13 protein-coding genes are annotated in these 20,873 nt (G+C 46.3%); 5 read left to right on the forward strand and 8 right to left on the reverse strand.

Annotation, left to right across the window (positions count from 1 at the left end):
• Positions 1 to 706: 706 nt before the first annotated feature.
• Positions 707 to 1,168, forward strand: coding sequence for an RNA-binding protein (locus L5M17_RS09950; RefSeq protein ID WP_113941557.1), 462 nt, complete (start codon positions 707 to 709; stop codon positions 1,166 to 1,168).
• Positions 1,169 to 1,204: 36 nt separating this feature from the next.
• On the opposite strand, the gene murI is transcribed toward L5M17_RS09950, so the two are convergent.
• Positions 1,205 to 2,029, reverse strand: a complete 825-nt coding sequence (gene murI, locus L5M17_RS09955) for a glutamate racemase (RefSeq protein WP_105251023.1) — start codon at positions 2,027 to 2,029, stop codon at positions 1,205 to 1,207.
• Positions 2,030 to 2,251: 222 nt separating this feature from the next.
• On the opposite strand from murI, the gene trmA reads away from it, so the two are divergent.
• The gene (gene trmA, locus L5M17_RS09960) at positions 2,252 to 3,349 is read left to right on the forward strand and encodes a tRNA (uridine(54)-C5)-methyltransferase TrmA (protein WP_263147028.1); all 1,098 of its coding nucleotides are present in this window, start codon (positions 2,252 to 2,254) and stop codon (positions 3,347 to 3,349) included.
• A 109-nt stretch (positions 3,350 to 3,458) separates the two neighbouring features.
• Here trmA and fabR read toward each other — a convergent pair whose 3' ends face one another.
• The gene (fabR, locus tag L5M17_RS09965; protein WP_105251021.1) at positions 3,459 to 4,073 is read right to left on the reverse strand and encodes an HTH-type transcriptional repressor FabR; all 615 of its coding nucleotides are present in this window, start codon (positions 4,071 to 4,073) and stop codon (positions 3,459 to 3,461) included.
• Positions 4,074 to 4,217: 144 nt separating this feature from the next.
• On the opposite strand from fabR, the gene L5M17_RS09970 reads away from it, so the two are divergent.
• From L5M17_RS09970 to mnmH, 3 genes are all read left to right on the forward strand, one after another.
• Positions 4,218 to 5,324, forward strand: coding sequence for an acyl-CoA desaturase (locus L5M17_RS09970; protein ID WP_028759426.1), 1,107 nt, complete (start codon positions 4,218 to 4,220; stop codon positions 5,322 to 5,324).
• Positions 5,325 to 5,419: 95 nt separating this feature from the next.
• On the forward strand, positions 5,420 to 6,478 hold the full coding sequence (gene selD / locus L5M17_RS09975; RefSeq protein WP_263147030.1) for a selenide, water dikinase SelD: 1,059 nt from the start codon (positions 5,420 to 5,422) through the stop codon (positions 6,476 to 6,478).
• On the forward strand, positions 6,478 to 7,584 hold the full coding sequence (gene mnmH, locus L5M17_RS09980) for a tRNA 2-selenouridine(34) synthase MnmH (RefSeq protein ID WP_263147032.1): 1,107 nt from the start codon (positions 6,478 to 6,480) through the stop codon (positions 7,582 to 7,584). The genes selD and mnmH overlap by 1 nt, the downstream gene beginning before the upstream one ends.
• 76 nt (positions 7,585 to 7,660) lie before the next feature.
• On the opposite strand, the gene L5M17_RS09985 is transcribed toward mnmH, so the two are convergent.
• The 6 genes from L5M17_RS09985 to L5M17_RS10010 all read right to left on the reverse strand — a co-directional run bounded on the left by L5M17_RS09985 (position 7,661) and on the right by L5M17_RS10010 (position 20,797).
• Entirely contained in the window at positions 7,661 to 9,523 is a 1,863-nt protein-coding gene (locus tag L5M17_RS09985) for an MFS transporter (protein ID WP_263143471.1), read from the reverse strand.
• Positions 9,514 to 10,125, reverse strand: a complete 612-nt coding sequence (locus tag L5M17_RS09990; protein ID WP_263147034.1) for a TetR/AcrR family transcriptional regulator — start codon at positions 10,123 to 10,125, stop codon at positions 9,514 to 9,516. The genes L5M17_RS09985 and L5M17_RS09990 overlap by 10 nt, the downstream gene beginning before the upstream one ends.
• A 316-nt stretch (positions 10,126 to 10,441) precedes the next feature.
• Positions 10,442 to 10,885, reverse strand: a complete 444-nt coding sequence (locus L5M17_RS09995) for a GNAT family N-acetyltransferase (RefSeq protein WP_263147038.1) — start codon at positions 10,883 to 10,885, stop codon at positions 10,442 to 10,444.
• A 7-nt stretch (positions 10,886 to 10,892) separates the two neighbouring features.
• Positions 10,893 to 11,705, reverse strand: coding sequence for a 3'(2'),5'-bisphosphate nucleotidase CysQ (gene cysQ, locus L5M17_RS10000; RefSeq protein WP_011848162.1), 813 nt, complete (start codon positions 11,703 to 11,705; stop codon positions 10,893 to 10,895).
• 301 nt (positions 11,706 to 12,006) lie between these two features.
• Positions 12,007 to 12,588, reverse strand: a complete 582-nt coding sequence (gene nudE / locus L5M17_RS10005; RefSeq protein WP_212601707.1) for an ADP compounds hydrolase NudE — start codon at positions 12,586 to 12,588, stop codon at positions 12,007 to 12,009.
• A 235-nt stretch (positions 12,589 to 12,823) separates the two neighbouring features.
• Positions 12,824 to 20,797: an Ig-like domain-containing protein gene (locus tag L5M17_RS10010; protein ID WP_263147041.1), complete on the reverse strand. Its 7,974-nt coding sequence runs from the start codon at positions 20,795 to 20,797 to the stop codon at positions 12,824 to 12,826.
• Positions 20,798 to 20,873 lie beyond the last annotated feature (76 nt).

Consider the following 20,873-nt stretch of genomic DNA (forward strand, 5'->3'; position numbering starts at 1 on the left):
TGCTGCATGTGTTAGGCCTGCCGCCAGCGTTCAATCTGAGCCATGATCAAACTCTTCAATTAAAGTTTTGTTGCTTCAGTCTTGCGACTTCAGCGGCTCAATGAATTCTGATTTTTTTGTTTCTCGCTAAAGAAACAAACTGTACATATTGCTATGAACACTCATTGTTACATTGATTTAAATTTTTGACTGCCAACCCGAAGGCTAAGCAGTTTCGATTAACTCAACACCTGTGAGTGTCCACACAGATTTGCTTGATAAATTGTTAAAGAGCGTTGACCACACACTGAGTTTTCAGCGGGTCAGGGCTGCGTATTCTACGCATTCCCGTTAATGCGTCAAGTAGTTTTTTCAACTTTCTCAACGCTCATCGTTTAGCTCGCTAATCGATGAACTGCTTGGCTTTCTTTGCTTAACTTGCGTTACGCTGTCTGCCGTGTCAGTGGATGCGCATTATAGGGAGATTGAGAAAGTCCGCAAGGGCTTTTTATCGATCATTGAATCGCACGTCGATATTTTAAACGTTATGTCCATTTTTTAGCTTATAAGCTCTATTTATCGGAGATACGTAAGGTTTTTTATCTAATAATTGATAATTCACGCTCAATATTTCAGCAATGGTCTAGTGTAAAAGTAAATAATTCATTACCATATACTTGCTGTTAACAGTTATTTATCAATTTCCCATTCATCAGAGAGCATTCTTATGCAAAAGTCATTTCTTATTGTCTTGATTGTCGCCATTATTGGCGCAGTAGCACTATCTCAGTTCGCAACGCCATTATCAGCTATTGCTTTTGTCGCTGGCGCTATCATTGCAAGTCTTGTTTTTAAATTTGTTCCAGAGACTTCATCATCTCATGCTTCAGAAGAACAATATGTTGGCCCTACAATGACCTTATATGTAGGTAACCTGCCTTATCGTGTTCATGAGGGTGAAGTAAAAGTACTATTTGGCGAATTTGGTCCAGTAAACTCTGTGCGTTTAGTCAGAGATCGTAAAACGGGTCGTCGTAAAGGTTTTGGTTTTGTGGAAATGTCAGAATCAGGCGCTCAGAAAGCCATGGTTAAACTGAATGACTATAGTTTCCAAGAAAGAACCTTAAAAGTAAGAGAAGCAAAAACACAAGATTCGGAAGCTGCCGACCGTACAGGGACAGACGAGTAGCATCACCGCTTAAACTGTTTTGCTTTATTTTGTAATTTAGTTGGTTGTGGTGATTCGTTCGATAGTTGAAAAGCCACAATCAATTAATGTTGTTGTTAACCCTTCGCTGATTCCCACCTTAGTATAGAAAGCTTGCATCACCGACTCCCTTACTGCTTCTCTCTCATCTGTTACTCTGTGATCTTCCATAATAAGATTCTGTTGCGTTAAAAGAGTCACGACTCGCTTAGCAATAGCAGCGCCAGAATCCATTAGTTTTACGCCCGCACCGAGCACTTGTTGTAATTCAGCTTTGATCATAGGGAAATGAGTGCAACCTAGTACGAGAACATCCAATTGTGCGGCAACGACTGGTGCCAGTAACTGTGCCAATCTATGCATATCCAACATTCCAGTCGCCACTTTTTGTTCTGCCATCATCACTAATTCAGAACAACCAAAGAGTTCGACATGGCAATCATCAGCAAATTGGCTGATAAGTTCATGGGTATAATGACGCTTAACTGTGCCAGGTGTAGCCAAGAGTCCAATACGTTTGCTCTTAGACATTAGAGCGGCGGGTTTAATGGCGGGGACAACACCTACGACAGGGACAGTAAGATGTGCACGTAATGCCGGTAATACAACAGTACTTGCAGTATTGCAGGCAACGACCACTATCATTGCATTGGTACGAGCCACTAGATCGCATACTAATTCGACACAGCCAGAAATTAATACCTGCTCTTCCAACTCTCCATAGGGCAACCTAGCATTGTCGAAAAGATAGCAATAGTCGCTATGGGGCAAACTCTTGCGGATTTCAGCCAGTACAGATAGACCACCAATCCCAGAATCAAACACTAATATAGGTCGCGACAAGCGAATCTCCAGTTTCGGATATATAAATAAACTATACAGATTGGACGCATTAACGATTCGATGGCTGCTTTACCGACAGAATCCAGCCAAATACCATAGAACCACATTCAAGTGCGCGGATTTTCCCATAGCTTTGCGAAAACCGCAAAAGCAAGATACTGGACATTCGTGTCACCTAGTATAATATTTGCGCCCCAATTTACAGCAACGGTGAATCAAACAATGAACTTAGCAGCAATGGACCCTCAGACTTATGATGCGCAGTTAGAACACAAGCGTATCAAGCTAGAACAAGCCTTTGCCCAATTTGAAACACCGAGTGTTGAAGTTTTTGCCTCAGAGCCAGCTAACTACCGTATGCGCGCCGAATTCCGCATGTGGCATGATGGTGACGACTTATACTATTACATGTTCGATAAAGTATTGAATGAGAAAGTACGTTGCGATCAATACTTGCCAGCCAGCGTGCTCATCAATCAAATGATGTCGGCCTTAATCGCCGAGCTGAAACCGAATCCGAGTCTAAGGCACAAATTGTTCCAAGTGGATTTTTTGTCGACTTTAAGCGGCGAGATCTTAGTGTCTTTGCTTTATCACAGGCAGCTTGATGACCAATGGCGCGCCGATGCGACTGCATTGAAAGCCAAGTTAAGTAGCCAGTTTAACGTCAACATCATCGGCCGTGCCCGTAAGCAAAAAATCGATTTAGATAAAGACTTTGTGGTTGAGTCATTACAAGTAAATGATAAAACCTTCTTATATAAGCAAATCGAGAACAGCTTTACTCAACCGAATGCCAAAGTTTCCGTAAAAATGTTGGAGTGGGCTATCGATGCGACTCAAAACAGTAAGGGAGACTTACTCGAGCTCTACTGTGGTAATGGCAACTTTTCTATCGCACTGGCGCAAAACTTTAATCGCGTATTGGCAACCGAACTCGCTAAGCCTTCAGTCGATGCGGCGCAATACAATATCGAAGTGAATGGTATTGATAATCTGCAGATTATTCGTATGTCAGCCGAAGACTTTAGCGATGCCATGGCGAAGAAACGCAGCTTTAGACGTTTAGAAGGTATCGATCTTGACAGCTATGTTTGCAACACCATTTTTGTCGACCCACCACGCGCGGGGATTGATCCTGATACGCTGGCGTTAGTCCAAGGTTATGAGCGGATTTTGTATATTTCCTGCAACCCAGAAACCTTAAAAGATAACCTGCAACAACTGAACGAAACCCATAAAGTGACCCGCTTTGCCTTGTTTGATCAGTTCCCTTACACAGATCACATGGAAACAGGTGTACTACTCGAGCGTCGTTAATCACTTCAGATACACTGAGCTCGACTGCAGAACACTTAAACGTAAATTCGCTAAAAAAATAATGGAGCCTTAGGCTCCATTATTTTAGTGAATCTGCATCTCACTCAGATTAGCGGTGTTCAACCTTATGCTGCAAAGCCTCGGCGCCTTTGGCGACCATGCGCAATTGCATGACTAATTGATCGGCAAGAATTTTGCGGTCAGCCCGTTTCATATCTAATGCGGAAGCGCCGGCATTAAACACCAGTGTAACTAAAGCTTCAGCCTGTGCACGAGCTAGCAAGGGGGTTCGCCCCGCTTTGGCTTCGGTATAATGAGCCAATTCAGAAATAAAATGCTCAATTTCGCGGGCAACTGCCGCACGGAACGCTGCTGAGGTTCCTGAACGTTCATGCAATAAGATACGGAATACGTTTGGATTAGAATCAAGCACTTCCATAAAGGTATCAACGGAAATACGGATCACACTGCCACCCACTTCAGCTCGCTGACGGCCTTTACGCATCATCTGCCTTAGGGTTAACCCGCCCTCGTCAACCATAGTAAGACCGAGTTCGTTCATATCTTTAAAATGGCGATAAAAAGATGTCGGCGCGATATTAGCTTCCCGAGCAACTTCTCGTAAACTCAGACTTGAGAAACTGCGCTCAGCACTTAGCTGATTAAAGGCCGCATCGACTAAAGCTCTGCGAGTTTTCTCTTTTTGCTGTGCTCGAATACCCATTCTTAAATCCGCTAACTGAATGTAATAACGCGATAATACCGCTTTTAGGCATTAAACACAGCCCTATCGTCCTTGACCAAACAATATAGCTAAGCTAAATTAGCTTACAGATGTACGCTCAAAAGCGAATTTTGGAAACCTATAATGAAAAAACCCCCTATCATCTGGCTTAATGTCAGTCTGTTTGCCATCACTTTCCTCAGTGCAGTAATTTTAGTTCCATGGCGCGGTATTGTTCATGGCTATGGTGCCAGTGAATGGATCGCTTTTATTGTTTTAGCCTTTGCCAGTGGCCTGTCAATCACCGCGGGTTATCACAGACTCTGGTCACACAAGGCCTATAAAGCCCATCCGGCGGTGCGTTTTATATATGCCCTTGGTGGTGCTTTAGCATTACAAAACAGTGCATTGCACTGGGCATCTGATCACAGAGTCCACCACAAGCACGTAGATGATAACGACAAGGACCCGTACTCAGCCAAAATGGGATTCTGGTACAGCCATATCGGTTGGATGCTGCGTGAGTATCAGTCGCAACGCTATCACGATTATCAAAATGTGCGTGATCTGCAAAATGACCGTATTGTCATGTGGCAACACAAACATTACCTCGCACTCGTTTTGCTGATGAACATTGGACTGCCAGCACTGCTTGGCTGGCTCAATGGTGACGTGCTGTCTATGTTATTGATGGCGGGTTTATTGCGTTTAGTGGTGGTGCATCACTGCACTTTCTTTATCAACTCTTTAGCCCACGTGTGGGGCAGTCAGCCTTATACCGATAAGAATACCGCCCGCGATAATGGCTTCTTGGCCATGTTGACCTACGGTGAGGGTTATCATAATTTCCATCATATTTTCGAAAATGACTATCGTAATGGCATTAAATGGTGGCACTACGATCCAACCAAATGGTTGATTAAGTCATTATCTTGGTTGGGATTAGCTAAGGATTTGCGTACGAGTCCACAGGAACGTATCGAGAGCGCACGCTTACAGATGCAGTTATTACGTACCAAGCGGAAGGTTAATAACCTGCCTAATGCTGATGAAATTATTGAAAAAATCCAAGCAGAGTATGAGTTATTAAAGCTGCACTTAATGGATTACTATCAAGCACAGAAAACCTTGCTTGAGGCCAAGCGTAAACAACTTGTCGATCAGCAACTATTGCAACAAGTTGAAGAGCTAAAGGCGCGTTTCTTAGTCCAGCAAAAACATTGGCGCAGCCTGACCGCAACTTATAGCTAAGCCACAATTCTGCCCGAAAGTCATACGGCCACCTTGCATGGTGGCTGTATCTGATTATGATGATGCCTTAATCACTTAAATAGGCTGTTGAGATCATGTCAGATTCCCCAGTTATACTCCCAGAATCAATCAAGCTAACAGAATATAGTCATGGCGCAGGTTGTGGCTGCAAAATATCCCCTAAAGTGCTCAGCACTATCTTAGCCTCGCAATTACCTGTATTTACCGATCCAAATCTGCTGGTTGGCAATCAGAGCCGCGACGATGCTGCAGTGTACAAACTCAATGATGACATAGGCATCATTAGCACTACCGATTTTTTTATGCCAATTGTTGACGATCCATTCACCTTCGGTCGTATCGCAGCGACCAATGCGATCAGCGATATTTATGCCATGGGCGGCACGCCTATTATGGCGATTGCAATTTTAGGTTGGCCAATCAATAAACTACCCGCAGAAATCGCACAGCAAGTGGTCGATGGCGGCAGACAAGCCTGCATGGAAGCAGGGATCATGCTAGCCGGTGGTCATAGCATAGACGCACCCGAACCTATTTTTGGTCTCGCGGTTACCGGGCAAATTGCCTTAAGTGATTTAAAACAGAATGATACCGCTAAAGCCGGCGATCGTTTATATCTCACTAAACCTATCGGCATTGGTATTTTAACCACAGCGCAAAAACAGAAAAAACTCCGCGATGAAGATAGCCTCATTGCGGTAAATGCTATGTGTCAACTCAATACTATAGGCGCGACCATTGCAAAAATTAGCGGTGTAAATGCCCTGACTGATGTCACAGGTTTTGGACTGGCAGGACACTTACTCGAAATGTGCCAAGGCGCCAACCTCACTGCGAAGCTTAAATTTGATGCAGTGCCATTGTTACCACGCGCCTTAAATTATTTGGCCTTAGGTTGTGTTCCTGGCGGAACTCACCGTAATTACGACAGTTATGGCGAGAATCTCCCTGAACTCAGCGAGCATCAAAAAGCGATACTGTGCGATCCGCAAACCAGTGGTGGCCTGTTAGTTGCCGTCTCGGCCGCAGCTGAAGCGGAATTAATTGCCCTACTCGATGCGAACCACATAACCCCAATCTGCATTGGGTCACTGGAAACACCGACCACTGCAGCGAATGTGGTGTTGTGCTGATGCCAAGCGCTATTGTAGCCGCAGAGCAATATAGGGAAATTTTCCTCAACCAACATCCGATGATGGATGTGCGAGCGCCCATAGAGTTCACTCGGGGCGCGTTTCCCAACTCGACCAACTTGCCCTTGATGCTGGATAGTGAAAGGGAAAAAGTCGGTACTTGTTATAAGCAATTTGGTCAGCAAGCCGCGATTGCATTAGGTCATTCACTGGTGAATGGTCCCATCAAGCAACAGAGAATCGAGGCTTGGGCTAGCTATGTTAAAGCCAATCCTAATGCTTACCTTTATTGCTTTCGCGGCGGCCTGCGCTCGCAACTCACTCAGCAATGGCTCAAAGAAGCTGGGATCGAAGTCCCCTATATTCAGGGTGGCTATAAGGCCATGCGCCAATATCTGATTGGCGTGATTGAAGCGGCACCCGCTCAGCAACCGTTATTGAGTTTGAGCGGGATGACGGGCTGCGGTAAAACCGATTTTCTACTACAGCGTAAAGAAGCGGTTGATCTTGAAGGGATAGCCAATCACAGAGGCTCTAGTTTTGGAAAGAATATCGACCCACAGCCAACGCAGATTAACTTTGAAAATCAACTCGCCATTGCCTTGCTACAACACCAAACAAGTGGCGCGGCGTGTTTACTGCTCGAAGATGAAAGCTTCCTGATTGGGCGTTCGGCGCTGCCGCAGACATTTTACAATGCCATGCAAGCCGCTAATGTTTTAGCGCTAGAAGAGTCGGACGATGCGAGGCTCGAACGCTTACGCTATGAATATGTGCATAAAATGTATAGCGGCTTCTGTGAGCGCCTAGGGCCGGAAGCAGGTTTTGCGGCTTTCAGTGAATATCTATTACAGAGTTTAGTGAGCATTCGCAAACGTCTAGGCGGAAAACAACATCAAGAACTGCAAGATTTGATGCAACAAGCCCTCGATCAACAAATTAACCAGAATGACACTTCGCAGCATTTAGTCTGGATAAACCTGTTATTGCACAAGTATTACGATCCTATGTATCAATACCAATTACAGAAAAAGTCTGAACGTGTACTCTTTAAAGGTTCGCACCAAGCCATGCATGAGTGGCTGGATAGCTATCAAACACGATAAATCGCCACCCTAAAATAACCGCGAACATTAGCTTCGCGGTTATCACTTCACTTTATTTCATACTGCCATAACAGATTTAAGACTTGCCCAGCAGGCTCGCCACTTGGACTCTCAAAGATTCCTTATTCGCAAGCTTACCATCGACGGCATCCGTTAAATCCACCGACACCCTTGACCAAAAACGCTTGGGCATTTTAGCCAAAGCATGTCCGCCCTTGTGGCTAAAGTAAGATCCCCATAATCCGTGTAGTGCCATAGGAATGACTGGCACTGGATCTCTGGCCAAAATCTTATCAATTCCGGGACGAAAATCGCCAAGTTCACCGTCAGGTGTGAGTCGACCCTCAGGGAAAATACATACCAACTCGTCATTGGCGAGCGCTTCATGAATCGCCTCAAAGGCACGATTATAGGTCTCTTCACTTTGCTTAGGCGAACAGATAGGGATCACACCTGCATGGCGGAACAAATACTTCAACAGAGGAATTTCGCTGATGGATTTATCCATCACAAAGCGGATTGGCCGTGTCGACGCTCCCATAATAATCAATGCATCCACATAACTCACATGGTTACAAACTATGATGCCAGCCCCTTCCTTTGGAATTTTCTCTCGGCCTGTGACTGTCACTCGATACATAACATGACTGAGTAAGTAACTGATAAATCGTTGTGTAAATTCTGGTACTTGTGAATAAACATAGAGCGCGACTACAGCATTCATCACGGCGAGTAGCAGAAATAACTGTGGAATAGTCCAACCTGCAACGCCCAGTAACAGCATAGATAACAGTGCCGAAACCACCATAAACAATGAGTTCATAATGTTATTGGCTGCAATCGCCTGAGCACATTCACCCTTAGGCGAACGAGATTGAATAAACGCATACAAGGGGACGATAAACAAGCCACCGCTAACGCCAATCATAAAGAAATCCAGCATCACCCGATAATGTTGCGACTCGCCAATAAAGGCCTTTAATCCATAGACAAAACCAGCATCCACTGGCGCAGGTGGAATAGCCCAAAGCAAATCGACACCAAAAATAGTTAATCCCAATACCCCAAATGGCAGTAAACCGAGTTCCACATGGCCGTAGGAGAAACGTTCACAAACGAAGGAGCCAACAGCAATCCCGATGGAAAACATGCCTAATAATAATGACACCACAGTCGCACCAGAATGCAAATGCAGCTTAGCAAAGTTAGGAAACTGAGTCAGATAGGTCGCACCTAAAAACCAAAACCAACTGATCGCGAGGATAGCCATCCAGATTGAAGGCGTTTGACGGGCTTTTTTGATGCTACGCCAAGTGCCCGATAACGGCCTGAAACGTATTTTTTCAATGACGCCCTGCGGGGGTAATGCAGGAATCGCTCGGCTCGATAAATATCCTGCAAAGGCTAATACAGCAACAGTAATCGCCGACCAAAGCGTACCGTTTCCATTAGAAACCAAGATCCCCGCACTCAAAGTGCCCACCAGAATCGAGAGAAAAGTGCCCATCTCAACCCAAGCATTGCCTGTGACTAACTCGTCCTCTTTCAACGCTTGGGGTAACAAGGAATATTTAACCGGACCGAAGTATGCTGACTGGCTACCCGTTAAAAATAACAGTAATAACATCATCATGTAGCTCTCGCTCAGAATCGCAATCGCGGCGCTAAACATGATGATGACTTCGAGTAGTTTCAATCGGCGGATAAGTTTGGCCTTATCCATATTATCGGCGACCACACCCGCATGGGCCGAAAAGAGGAAAAATGGCAAAATAAACACCCCAGCCGCCAAGTTCACAAACATATCGACGCTTATGGGTAGGTCTTTCACTTGGTTAAAGGTCACTAATAGCAGCAACACATTTTTATAGATGTTGTCATTCAATGCGCCTAAGCACTGAGTCGCAAAATAGGGTAAAAAACGTTTTGTTAGCAGCATGATAGTTCCTTCTGGTAACCCATTCCTTGTAAATACGCTTGTACGTGACTCTCGAGTAAATCCTGCAGTGATAATGACTCAGCGAAGAGCTTATTATCGAGTGACAGAGAGGTCAGCCCATGAATTCCCCCCCATAATACCCGGCTCATACTGAGATGCTGCGCCTGCGTAACCTCGGGAAATAGTTGCGCCAATTCACACTCAATCAGAGTAAATAACCCCGCAATCAATTGCCCTTGCGATTCAGGCAAGGGTTCAGAATCGAGTAATTGCAGCTCAAAAACCAACTTGAAAGCTTGACGCTGCTCATGGGCGAATTGACTATACTCCCAAGCCATTGCAATAATTTTACCTAAACTGTCGGCCGCACGAACACCCGTCAATCGGTCGTGCAAAGTCCTAAGCGTTAACTCAGAAACCGCCAGTAATAAATAGTTGTAGCTGCCGAAAATATTAATCAAGGTACTAGGGACATAACCAATTTGACTGGCCACTTTGCGTAAGCTGAGCCCTATGGCACCTTGATCTATCAGTAACTCAGTTGCCGCTTGTATTGCCATCGCGCGAATTTCATCATGGCTGTGTTCTTTTCGTCTGGCCATAGGTCTCATCCCCTGTTGAATAGCAAGAGACTAACAGCAGTTAAAATAAAAAACAACGTTCAAAATAAGTTTGTTTTACGTACAGAAGAGGGTAAATAATGAAGGATATTATTGAAGATGATGGATAAAGATAGGCACTCGAATTAGATTCCCTCAGCAAGCCGAACTGGAACCGTGGGATGACATCACCTAAAAGAGCATAAAAAACGGCGCGCTCAGTCAGCACACCGTCCATTATTTTGATTTAAAAATCATTCTTAATTCAAAGGTGATTTTTATTTGAGGATAATCTTTGGTTCAAAGATAAGCGCGCGATTTAAGGCCTGCGGTAAGTCATCACAACCCTATCTGCGCCAGCGCCAAAATAATCGGCTTCAAAAGTTGAATCAATGAAACCTAAATGCTGATATAAGCCATGGGCAGGGTTACTCGGATCAACGGTTAAACACACCCGCTCAACTGACACGGGCAACTCGGCTAAACATTGTTGCATCAAACGCTTGCCGAATCCCTTCCCGCGAGCATTTTCACTCACTGCGACAGATAATATCCACATGCAGTTAGGATCACTACTCTGGGCACTGAGCAAATAGCCTTGTAGCTGATTATCTGCATCCACGGCCACTAAAAATTGCTCTGGCCAACAATCAAATCCCTGACGGAAGAAGAAATCAGGATAGCTGTGCTCACCAAAAATGGCCTGTTCGAGCTGATAAACTGCGAATAACTCTGACTTTAATACCGGACGTATAGACTGCATTTGAAAATCATTCACCTATTAAAATCTTATCCCACTCTAAGTTGGGTGCACCAACTACGATGAAATTAGGGTTCTCTAAGCTCTCGCGCTCATTGTAGGTTAACGGTTGCAGCTCAGTATCCATCAGCTGTCCACCCGCTTCCTCGACGATAATTTGCGCGGCTCCCGTGTCCCACTCACCCGTTGGTCCGACTCGTACATAACAATCAGCACGACCTTCCGCGACGAGACAACTCTTCAACGCTGCGCCACCCATCACGACTAACTCGCAGTGTTTGGGATGGTTGAATAGGGTCAACACAGATTGAGGGTCCTGACGGCGACTTACGGCCAATCTTAGGGAGACCTTTTCACGGTGCTCAATTTGGCGACTGCTAATACGCACTTCTTGTTTATCCGTGCGTTTGTACGCTCCTAAACCAGCAATAGCGTAATAACACACTTGCGTCATCGGCACATAAACTACACCCATCACGGGACGATTGTGTTCCACCAGCGCGATAATGACTGAAAAATCACCACTGCCGGCGATAAACTCCCCCGTACCATCGAGCGGATCCACCAACCAATAGCGCTTCCAAGATTCACGCACACTCAACGGAATGTCAGCGGCTTCTTCAGATAACACAGGAATATCAGGCGTTAAGGCGGTTAATCGGTCACAAATGATCTTGTTAGCCGCTAAATCTGCGGAAGTGACAGGGGTATTGTCAGACTTCATTTCTCGCTCAAAATTACCTTTGAGATAAATGTCACGGATAGTTATCCCTGCATCGGTCGCAATCGCAATAACTTCGTCGATCAACTCTTCTGGCTTCATAACAACTCCAATCGCCTGCTGAGCGAATGTTTTGCAAGCGTGCAAACTCTGAACGCTTAAAAGGAAAAAGATTATTTAAGTTATATACCCAAGCTACCTGAAGATACGAGTTTCAGAGCGCCTAGGGTGCTTCAATTCAAGGCGCATCAATGACAGAACGGCCACCTTTTAAATTGATGCAACGCCGAAGTGGAGTGCCCTAGGCGCTCCGTCCCGGCGGGTTTTAACGCACTTTATGCTGTGTTGGTTATTTTTAACTTAGCCCGCTAGGTCTGCAAATAACCGCCTTGCCTAAAGTGCGTTAAACTCCCGCTGAATCCTGCATCTTCAGGTTGTTTGGGTATAAATATTTTTGCGCCAAAAACAACGCGCTCACACTACGGGATTCAGAAAAATCAACATCATCGAGCAAGGCTTCCCAATCGGCGAGCGCCCAAGGCACCACATCAATTGGCTCAGGCTCATCACCTTCAAGGCGACTCTCATACAGATCTTCTGCAAGAAAAATTTGCATCTTACTAGAGAAATAACCCGGAGCTAGGCTGAGTTCTTTCAGTAAGGTGAGCTTATTCGATCCAAAGCCAATTTCTTCCTGTAATTCACGGTTAGCAGCTTCTATTGCTGTCTCACCAGGATCGATCAAACCTTTTGGGAAACCGAGTTCGTAATTATCAGTTCCTGCAGCATATTCGCGTGCCAGTAGCATTTTCCCTTGATGAATAGGCACTATCATCACAGCGCCACGACTACCGCCTTTCATGCGCTCATATTGGCGCTCTACACCATTGGAGAACTTAAGATGCACTTGCTCAATTTGAAATAATCGGCTTCTCGCGACAACTTCGGTATGCAATATTTCCGGCTTATTCTGCCGTTGCGACATAACTGCCTCTGGATAAAAAAGCGATAAATTAAATAAGGTAAGTGACAATCTTACTATCCTGTCTTTAATCTACAACCTGAATTTATTATATGCTCCTAATGGTAAGCCACAAATCCTTTGCAATATGCATCACAAACCCAGCTCAGCCTTAAGTGAACACCTTCAAAATATTCTCAAATACGATGTTTTATTGGATAGTAAAAAGGGGCGAATGCCCCTTTTGATATGCTAACGCTTAAAATTGATATCGTAGATTGAGCTGGTAACTGAGGAAATCATTAGGCTCGATATCCACATATTGATATCCCAAACCTACAGACCATGACTCAGTAAATTGATAGCTAAAACGCACGCCCGCATACCAATCTGTACCATCAAGCTCTGTAGTTAAACGGCTATTGCCCATAGTGCTACTGATATCCGCTTGCCACCTAAACAACCCGATGGGTACTTCGAACCGCCAAGCTTCATGTTGGAGTAAAGTGAAGCGTAATCCCAGCATAACACCATCGGCCAGAACTGGCGTCACGGCTTTGACCTGCTCATGATATTGCTCAGGGGTGAGACTTGCGCCCTCAATCCTCGCAGTCCCATTACCAAAGTCGGCATAGCCTAATTCGATGGCAACATAGGGAGTCCATTGATAACCGATACTCACACCCAAAGCAGTATCTTTATCATCAACCGATGTTACAAAGCCTGCCCCCGCTTGTGGCTGTAGATCTCGCCTGCTGCTATCAACCTGAGCTTGCCCGACAAATCCCTCGACATACCAGTTATCAGCCGCATTTGCTTGATTAACGGAGCCTACGAGCAACACAGTGCCCAAGACTAATTTATGTAATTCCTTACGGCGAATTAAACCCATTGTAAGAATCAAACCTAATGCCCATAAGGACATACTGCCTCCACCCGACTTGTTATCTATCACCACATCTTGGTATGCCTTAACTGTGATTAACGCTTGCCCAGTTGCTTCGCCGCCCAATCCATCACTAATCTGATAACTCACAGTATCTACTCCATCAAATCCAGTTTTAGGGATATAACGTAGCTTATTAGATTCAACAGAAACCGTTCCTTGCTGCGCGGTTGCGCTGACTAAGGTTAAAACGTTGCCATCGGGATCGCTGTCATTACTCAACACATCGAGTAACAAGCTCGTTCTGTCATCTATGGCAGCACTATCGTTCACTGTCGTAGGTGCCGTATTGCCATTAACAATCACAGTCAACTCACTACTCGCAGTACCACCTTTACCATCGGTAATGCTATACACCAGCACATCTGTACCGATGAAATCGGTTGCTGGCGTGTAACTTAACTGCTGATTAGCCAAGATAACTACGGTTCCGAACTCGCTGGTGACTTGTGTTACCGTCAAGGCATCACCATCGCTATCCGTATCATTGGCGAGCACATCGACATCGAGACTCTGATTCCAAGGTAAAGATGCCGTATCTGGGTTCGCCACAGGTAAATGGTTACCATTGAGTATCACTGACACGCCACTTGGGTCGACAATGGTTCGGTTAGCGACGCCATCGTCATCGTTTGGCCCACCATCTTCTATGGTTAACTGCACACACCAATGGCCTTCAGTTAATCCAGAAGTCCAACGACTGTCTCCTGGTGGAGGACAGAAACCACGCTCACCTTCACTACTGGCGACACTATTGCGCGCATCAATCACAAAATCCTTCCAACCATTTTGGGCTTGATACTTACGATATACCGCATTGGCAGGAATTGGCGAACGTTGTGGTATCACCAGACTGTAACTCTGCCCTTGTTGCGGTAGTCCTGTAGCAATGAAGTCAAAAATCCCCCCCACATTGGCCGCGATACTGTCTTCAGGAACCAGATTAGGTAATAGTTGAATACCACTTTGCTCTTGCATCAGTGCAATATTACCTAAGCGTAAGCACACGCCCGCTTGCCCCTCTGCCAAGAAGTACACAGGCTGCAACTCACCTTCAGGCATCACGTTACAATCATTGATTGCATCCAAGTAATCTGGAATGCCATCGCGGTCTGTATCGGTAAATCCCTCTTGGTTATCAGGGATCAAATCACCGTCGGTATCAGTTCCAGTCAGAGGTGGCAAAGATGGGCGCACAACAATATAAACTTTCTCCGTGGTAGACAGCGCGGGTAAGCCGCTATCCGTCACAGTCAGGCTCACAGGATAAATGCCCGGCAAGACCTCTGTCGGCAAGAAGAACATCCCCGCATCATCGGACTGCAAGTTCAGCGCGCCACTCGACCATACAGATGTCAAAGTATCGTTCATGTTGGCATCGCTAATCTGCGCACGAATATGAACCTCGCCACCATTTTGTGCCACGATCAACTGACGTTCACCCGCTTGAGTCACCTCAAGAGTCACACTCGGGGCAATGTTAGCCTCAGTGATCGACACTTGTGTTTGCTTCTTACTGCCTAAATTCAAACTTGGATCTAGGCTGATCAACACATCTTCTTCAGCCTCAACTTCCCCATCCTCTATGGTTCTAAAGTGAATATGGGCCAATGTACCTGAAGTAATCTCCACTACCGCATCGACTAAGTCATGATCATTGCTATCCGCGGAACCTGCAACCGTATAAGGAACTGATATTGGATACTCAGGCGCTACACCGTTTAAGTGAATACTAACAACAACCTCATTACCCTCACCCACGACTTGATCTTTACTCAAGGAAATTAATGGATGCACTTTTACTTTCTGAGCCTTAGTCGCTTTGTTGCCATCACGATCTACGGCTTGCCAGTAAGCAAGATAACTACCAGGGGCAAAGAATAAACGCTTATCGACCAAAGAAACGGGCAGTGGATGACCATTACGATCAACGGCCTTCGCAAACCCTAGATCCACCCGAGTGAACAAGCCTGTTGCATTAACCTCAACATCACTAGGTACAGTAATAACAGGTAAATTGTCAGCCTCCCCACCTTCTACCAGTAAGTTGACTTTTGCACTTGCGCGCCCTTTCTGACCATCACTAATGGTATAACGAAGTGCGACCGGACCAACATAAGCTGCAGGGGCAGTAAATATGAGTCCATCAGCAGTAATCTGCACACTACCTATGTCTGCTGCCGCGCCATCGATAGTCAAAGTATCACCGTCCACATCAACATCATTCTCTAGCGCAGCTAGTGTGTATTTATCATCCGCGGTGCTGGCTAGAGTGTAATTATCATCTACAGCTTGTGGGTCATCATTCACTGGCGTGACATTCATGGTGATAGTTGCAGGCTCAGAACTCAGTTCAGCATCCTTAGCAATAAAGCTTATCTGATCTGCACCGTTGAAATCTTTCTCCGGTGTGTATAACCACACAGTTCCATGCTGCTCCAAAGTGCCCGACTCAGGTTGGCTCACCACTTCATAGGCAAGAGGATCACTATCTGCATCCTCCCCAGTAAGCGTGATCATCACAGAGCTATCTTCCTCTAAGGTCACACTTGCACTCGTCGCAACAGGCGCATCGTTAACGTTAGTAACTGTAATGCTAAAGGACTGCTCAGCCGTTAAGCCATCCGTGTCCGTCACTCGTAAGGTGACAGCATGACTGCCCACATCCGCATTGCTCGGCGTACCACTGAGTAAACCTGTCACCGAGTTGAAACTCAACCAGCTTGGTATCGTCACCGCACTCAATGTCAGTACGTCGTCCACATCGACATCTGTAGCGGCAAAGGTATAGCTGTAAACAGCGTCTTGCACAGCGGCCGTAGTTTCTGTTGAAGTGATGGTAGGTGCATCGTTGCTATTAGTGACTGTAATACTAAACGATTGATCTGCTGTTAATCCGTCAGCGTCCGTCACTCGCAGTAACACAGCATGACTGCCCACATCCGCATTGCTCGGCGTACCACTGAGTAAACCTGTCACCGAGTTGAAACTCAACCAGCTCGGTTTGGTCACTACACTGAGGGTTAACACAGCACCCACATCTAAGTCGGTAGCTATCACTGTGTAACTGTAAGCTATATCTTGAGTTGCTGTAGTGATGGCTGGAGAGCTAATCACAGGTGCATCGTTGACGTTGGTCACAATAACCATGAAGGATTGGTCAGCCGTTAAGCCATCTGTGTCTCTAACCCTCAGTGTCACTGGGTGAGAACCCACATCAGCATTTGTAGGCGTGCCGCTTAATACACCAGTTGCGGCGTTGAAGCTTAGCCAGCTAGGCTTAGTTATCGCGCTTAACGTAAGTACATCGCCCACATCAGTATCCGCAGCCGCAAAGATGTAGCTATACGCTGCATCTTGGGTCGCTGCAGTCATAGCCATAGAACTAATCGTCGGTGCATCGTTGACGTTCGTCACAGTTAAATTAAACGCTGGTAGACTCGCGGATAAAGTGCCATCAGAAACGCTGATAACAATTCCGTTAGTCACACCAACATCTTGATTTAATGGAATACCAGACAACATGCCTGTCGCGGTATTAAATGTTGCCCACGTAGGTTTATTACTAATACTAAAGCTAAGTGTATCTCCCACAGAGTCAGACGCTGTCGGCGTAAACTGGTACGAAGCATCCTGATTCACGATTAATATCGGCGAACCACTAATAGTCGGTGCACCATTTGGCGTCACAGAGTTACTCGCACTTGAAGCATTACCACTTCCCACAGTATTCGCCGCAGTAACACTAAATGTATAGGCCGTACCATTTGAAAGCCCTGTAACTGTAATTGGAGATCCTGCTCCCGAACCCGTAAAACCACCGGGGCTAGATGTCACTGTATAAGCTGTAATTGATGAACCGCCATTAAATATCGGTGCAGTGAAGCTAACAACCGCTTGGCTATCCCCAGCGATTGCAGCTCCTATGGTTGGCGCTCCAGCCACGACAGCATTTACCGCAAAGGTTCTGCTCACCTGTGTAGCAGGTAAATAGCTACTATTACCTGCTTGATCTGCATTAATAGTACAGCTACCTGCCGTCACAAAGGTCAGTGCACCACCGGAGGTAATAGTACAAACGCCCGTAGTGAATGAAGTAAAGACAGGTGTTAAGCCTGAATCAGCTGTAGCCGTTAATGTTGGCGTAGTACCAAAGTTTTGCGCTCCAGGATTAGCAAAAGTAATGGTTTGGATTGCTGCCGGAGTAATCGAGTTGGATGCGCCCGATGCAGGGCCAGTACCCGCCACATTATCGGCAGTTACGGTAAAGGTGTAAGCTTGGCCATTGGTTAAACCGGTCACCACAATCGGAGATGAACCACCGTGTACTGGAACGACATCCGCCGGGTTTACCGTCACGGTATAACCAGTAATCGCCGAGCCGCCAATATTCACTGGGGCAACAAAGGCAACACTGGCCTGGGTATCACCGGCAATTGCAGTCCCTATGGTTGGTGCACCGGGAACTACGGGGCTAACGCTGAAAGACTGGCTCACCTGCGGTGCAGCCAGGAAAGACAAATCGCCCGCCTGATCCGCATTGACCGTACAGGTTCCTGTCGTTATAAAGGTCAACACACCGCCACTGGTAATAGTACAAACACTGGTGGTAGATGAGGTGAAAGTGACAACATAACCACCACCTGCCGATGAGCTTGCGGTCAGCGTTGGCGAAGTACCAAAGTTCCGTGTTCCTGGATTAGCAAAGGTAATCGTCTGTGGTGATGCCGGAATGATCGAGTTGGAAGCTGCCGATGCTGCACCCGTCCCTGCTGAGTTGGTCGCGGTTACCGTAAAAGTATAGGCCACTCCGTTCATCAGCCCTGTTACTGTAATTGGCGAACTGGAACCCGTACCGGTTGCACCACCTGGATTAGCGGTGACGGTGTAACCGCTGGCAATAATCGCAGCCCCACCCGTACTGGCTGGTGCAGTAAATGTCACCGTTGCTTCAGTATCACCTACAGTGGCAGTGCCTATGGTTGGTGCATCAGGAACTATCGCATTCACAGTAAAAGTCTGGGTTACTGTAGTGGCTGCATTCCACGCCGTATTACCTGCCTGAACAGCATCAATAGTACAACTACCGGCAGTCACAAACGTCAAGGTGCCGCCGCTAGTAATAGTACAAACACCAGTTGTGGATGAGGTAAAGCTCACTGCAAGTGCGGATGTTGCACTGGCCGTTGAACTCAAGTCAGCTGAAGTACCAAAGTTTTGTGCACCGGGGTTAGGAAAAGTAATGGTTTGATTACCTTTGGGTGTAGCCGAGTTGGAGGCAACAGAGGCAACGCTGTCACCGACCCCATTTGTTGCTTTCACTGTAAAGGTATAGGCAGTACCGTTAGTTAAGCCAGTCACGACAATCGGTGATGTTGTAAAACCATTGCCACCGGCAGTGATATTTTCCGGGTTAGAGGTCACGGTATAACCTGTGATTGCAGAGCCACCATTATTTACAGGGGCCGTAAAGGCTATAGAAACCTGCCCGTCTCCCGCTGTCGCCATACCAATCGTTGGAGCATCAGATACTGTTGGAATCGCTACTGTGTGGGTTGCCCCACTGGTATAAGCCACAGGACCAGCATTACCCGCCCCATCGACAATATTGGTTGATGCATTGAGGTTTACTTTGATAGTACCGTTGCCAACAATACCACTCACCGTAACCGTGAAACTGGAACCAGACCCGGAAACACTGGCAATGGTGCCATTGGCTGTTCCAGTAATTCCTAACGCAAAGTCGTCGGTTGAAACACCGGTCACCGATTCATTAAAGGTCACAGTGAAATTCACACTGGTAGCGGCCGCCGTTGGACTCCCGCTTACCACAATGCTGGATACCGAAGGTGCAACACCATCAATAACCAAGGCTTTATTGTTACCTAATGAATTGGCTGCCCCCGGTGAAGCCAGGGTCAAAGTCGCGTCATTACCCGCAGCGTCCCTGATAGTTCCCCCGCCCAATGCCAGCGAGCTGGTAGCTACATAATCCAGGTCACTGGAAGTATCCCCAGCCTGAACGGTATAGCTAAATGTCAGCGTAGAGGTGCCAGAACCGCTCGCATAGTTGATTGTCCGGTCGGTTGCACCCGTCTCCAATGTTAGTTGTGGAGTGCCGGTCACGGTTACGGCTTCACTGAAGTTGACCTGCACATCAATCGAATTCCCCGTGTTATAGGTTCCATTAGCTGTACTGGAATTTACTGATGTCACTGTGGGCACCACGCCATCAATAACCAGCGCTTTATTATTACCCAGTGAATTTGCAGCACCGGGGCTAGCAAGTGTGAGGATGGCATTGTTGCCTGCTGCATCGCGAATAGTACTGCCATTCAAAGCCAGGGCAGTGGTCGTGGTGTAATCCAAATCAGCAGTGACATCACCCGCCTGTACGGTATAGGTAAACGTCAGGGTGCTGCTGTTGGTGCCGCCGGTATAGTTGATCATTCTGTCGGTAGTACCTGTTTCCAGGGTTAATTGCGGAGTGCCGCTGGCCACAATCACGTTTTCACTGAAATTCACCTGGATGCTGATTGGATCACCCACTTTATAGGTGCCATCTGAAGTACTGGAGGTGACGGAAGTTACCGTGGGCGGTGTAGTATCAGGCATGCGTGGGCTGGTAATTTCTATGTCATCTACGGCAATCTGCAAACCAGTATTGACCGTAATTCGAACACCGTATATGCCGTCAAAATCTGTATTACCGGATACACTGAAAGTTCCATAGTTGTTAAACGGAACACTATTTAAAGTAACTGCAGCCCCCGCCGGAGAAAACGAGCTATCAAGCGCCTGGAGAGTAAAGTTATAGCTTGTCGCAGTAATACGATCTCCACTAGCTACCTTAATTGTCGTGAGATCAAATATTCCTTGATTGGCACGTAATTCGAGCCACTCTGGCGTATAACCGTTAACCGCCCCTATGCGCACAAAAGGAGCGCTGGTAGCACCTGTCATCCCTATCGTCTGGTTGCGCATGGTAAAGTTCTGTGAACTGGGGTCAGAGTTGTTCTTCGCGTAGATGTCAAAGCCACTACTTAAATGGTTAGTTACGGAGATCAGACCACCAGGAGTCTGACCAGTGATTGCACCTGCAATAATTCCGTTGCTTATGATTGCATCCCAACCGATAGTGCCGTCAACACCGTTATTTACCAGCGTCGCGAAAGCAGCTCGCGGCGTTAGTAACATCATCACGATGGCAAGCCAAAATAATTTATGCCATTTATTGTGGGAGGTGTTGGCAAATGGTTTGGTCTTATCGAGGTTGGTACGCAACATGGTATTTCCTTAAAATTCATTAACGATATTTACATTACAAAAATTTCCGAATCGCATTAAGCAGCTCACTTATCGA

The organism is Shewanella sp. SW24, from assembly GCF_025653395.1.
GTDB classification, from domain to species: Bacteria; Pseudomonadota; Gammaproteobacteria; order Enterobacterales; family Shewanellaceae; genus Shewanella; species Shewanella oncorhynchi.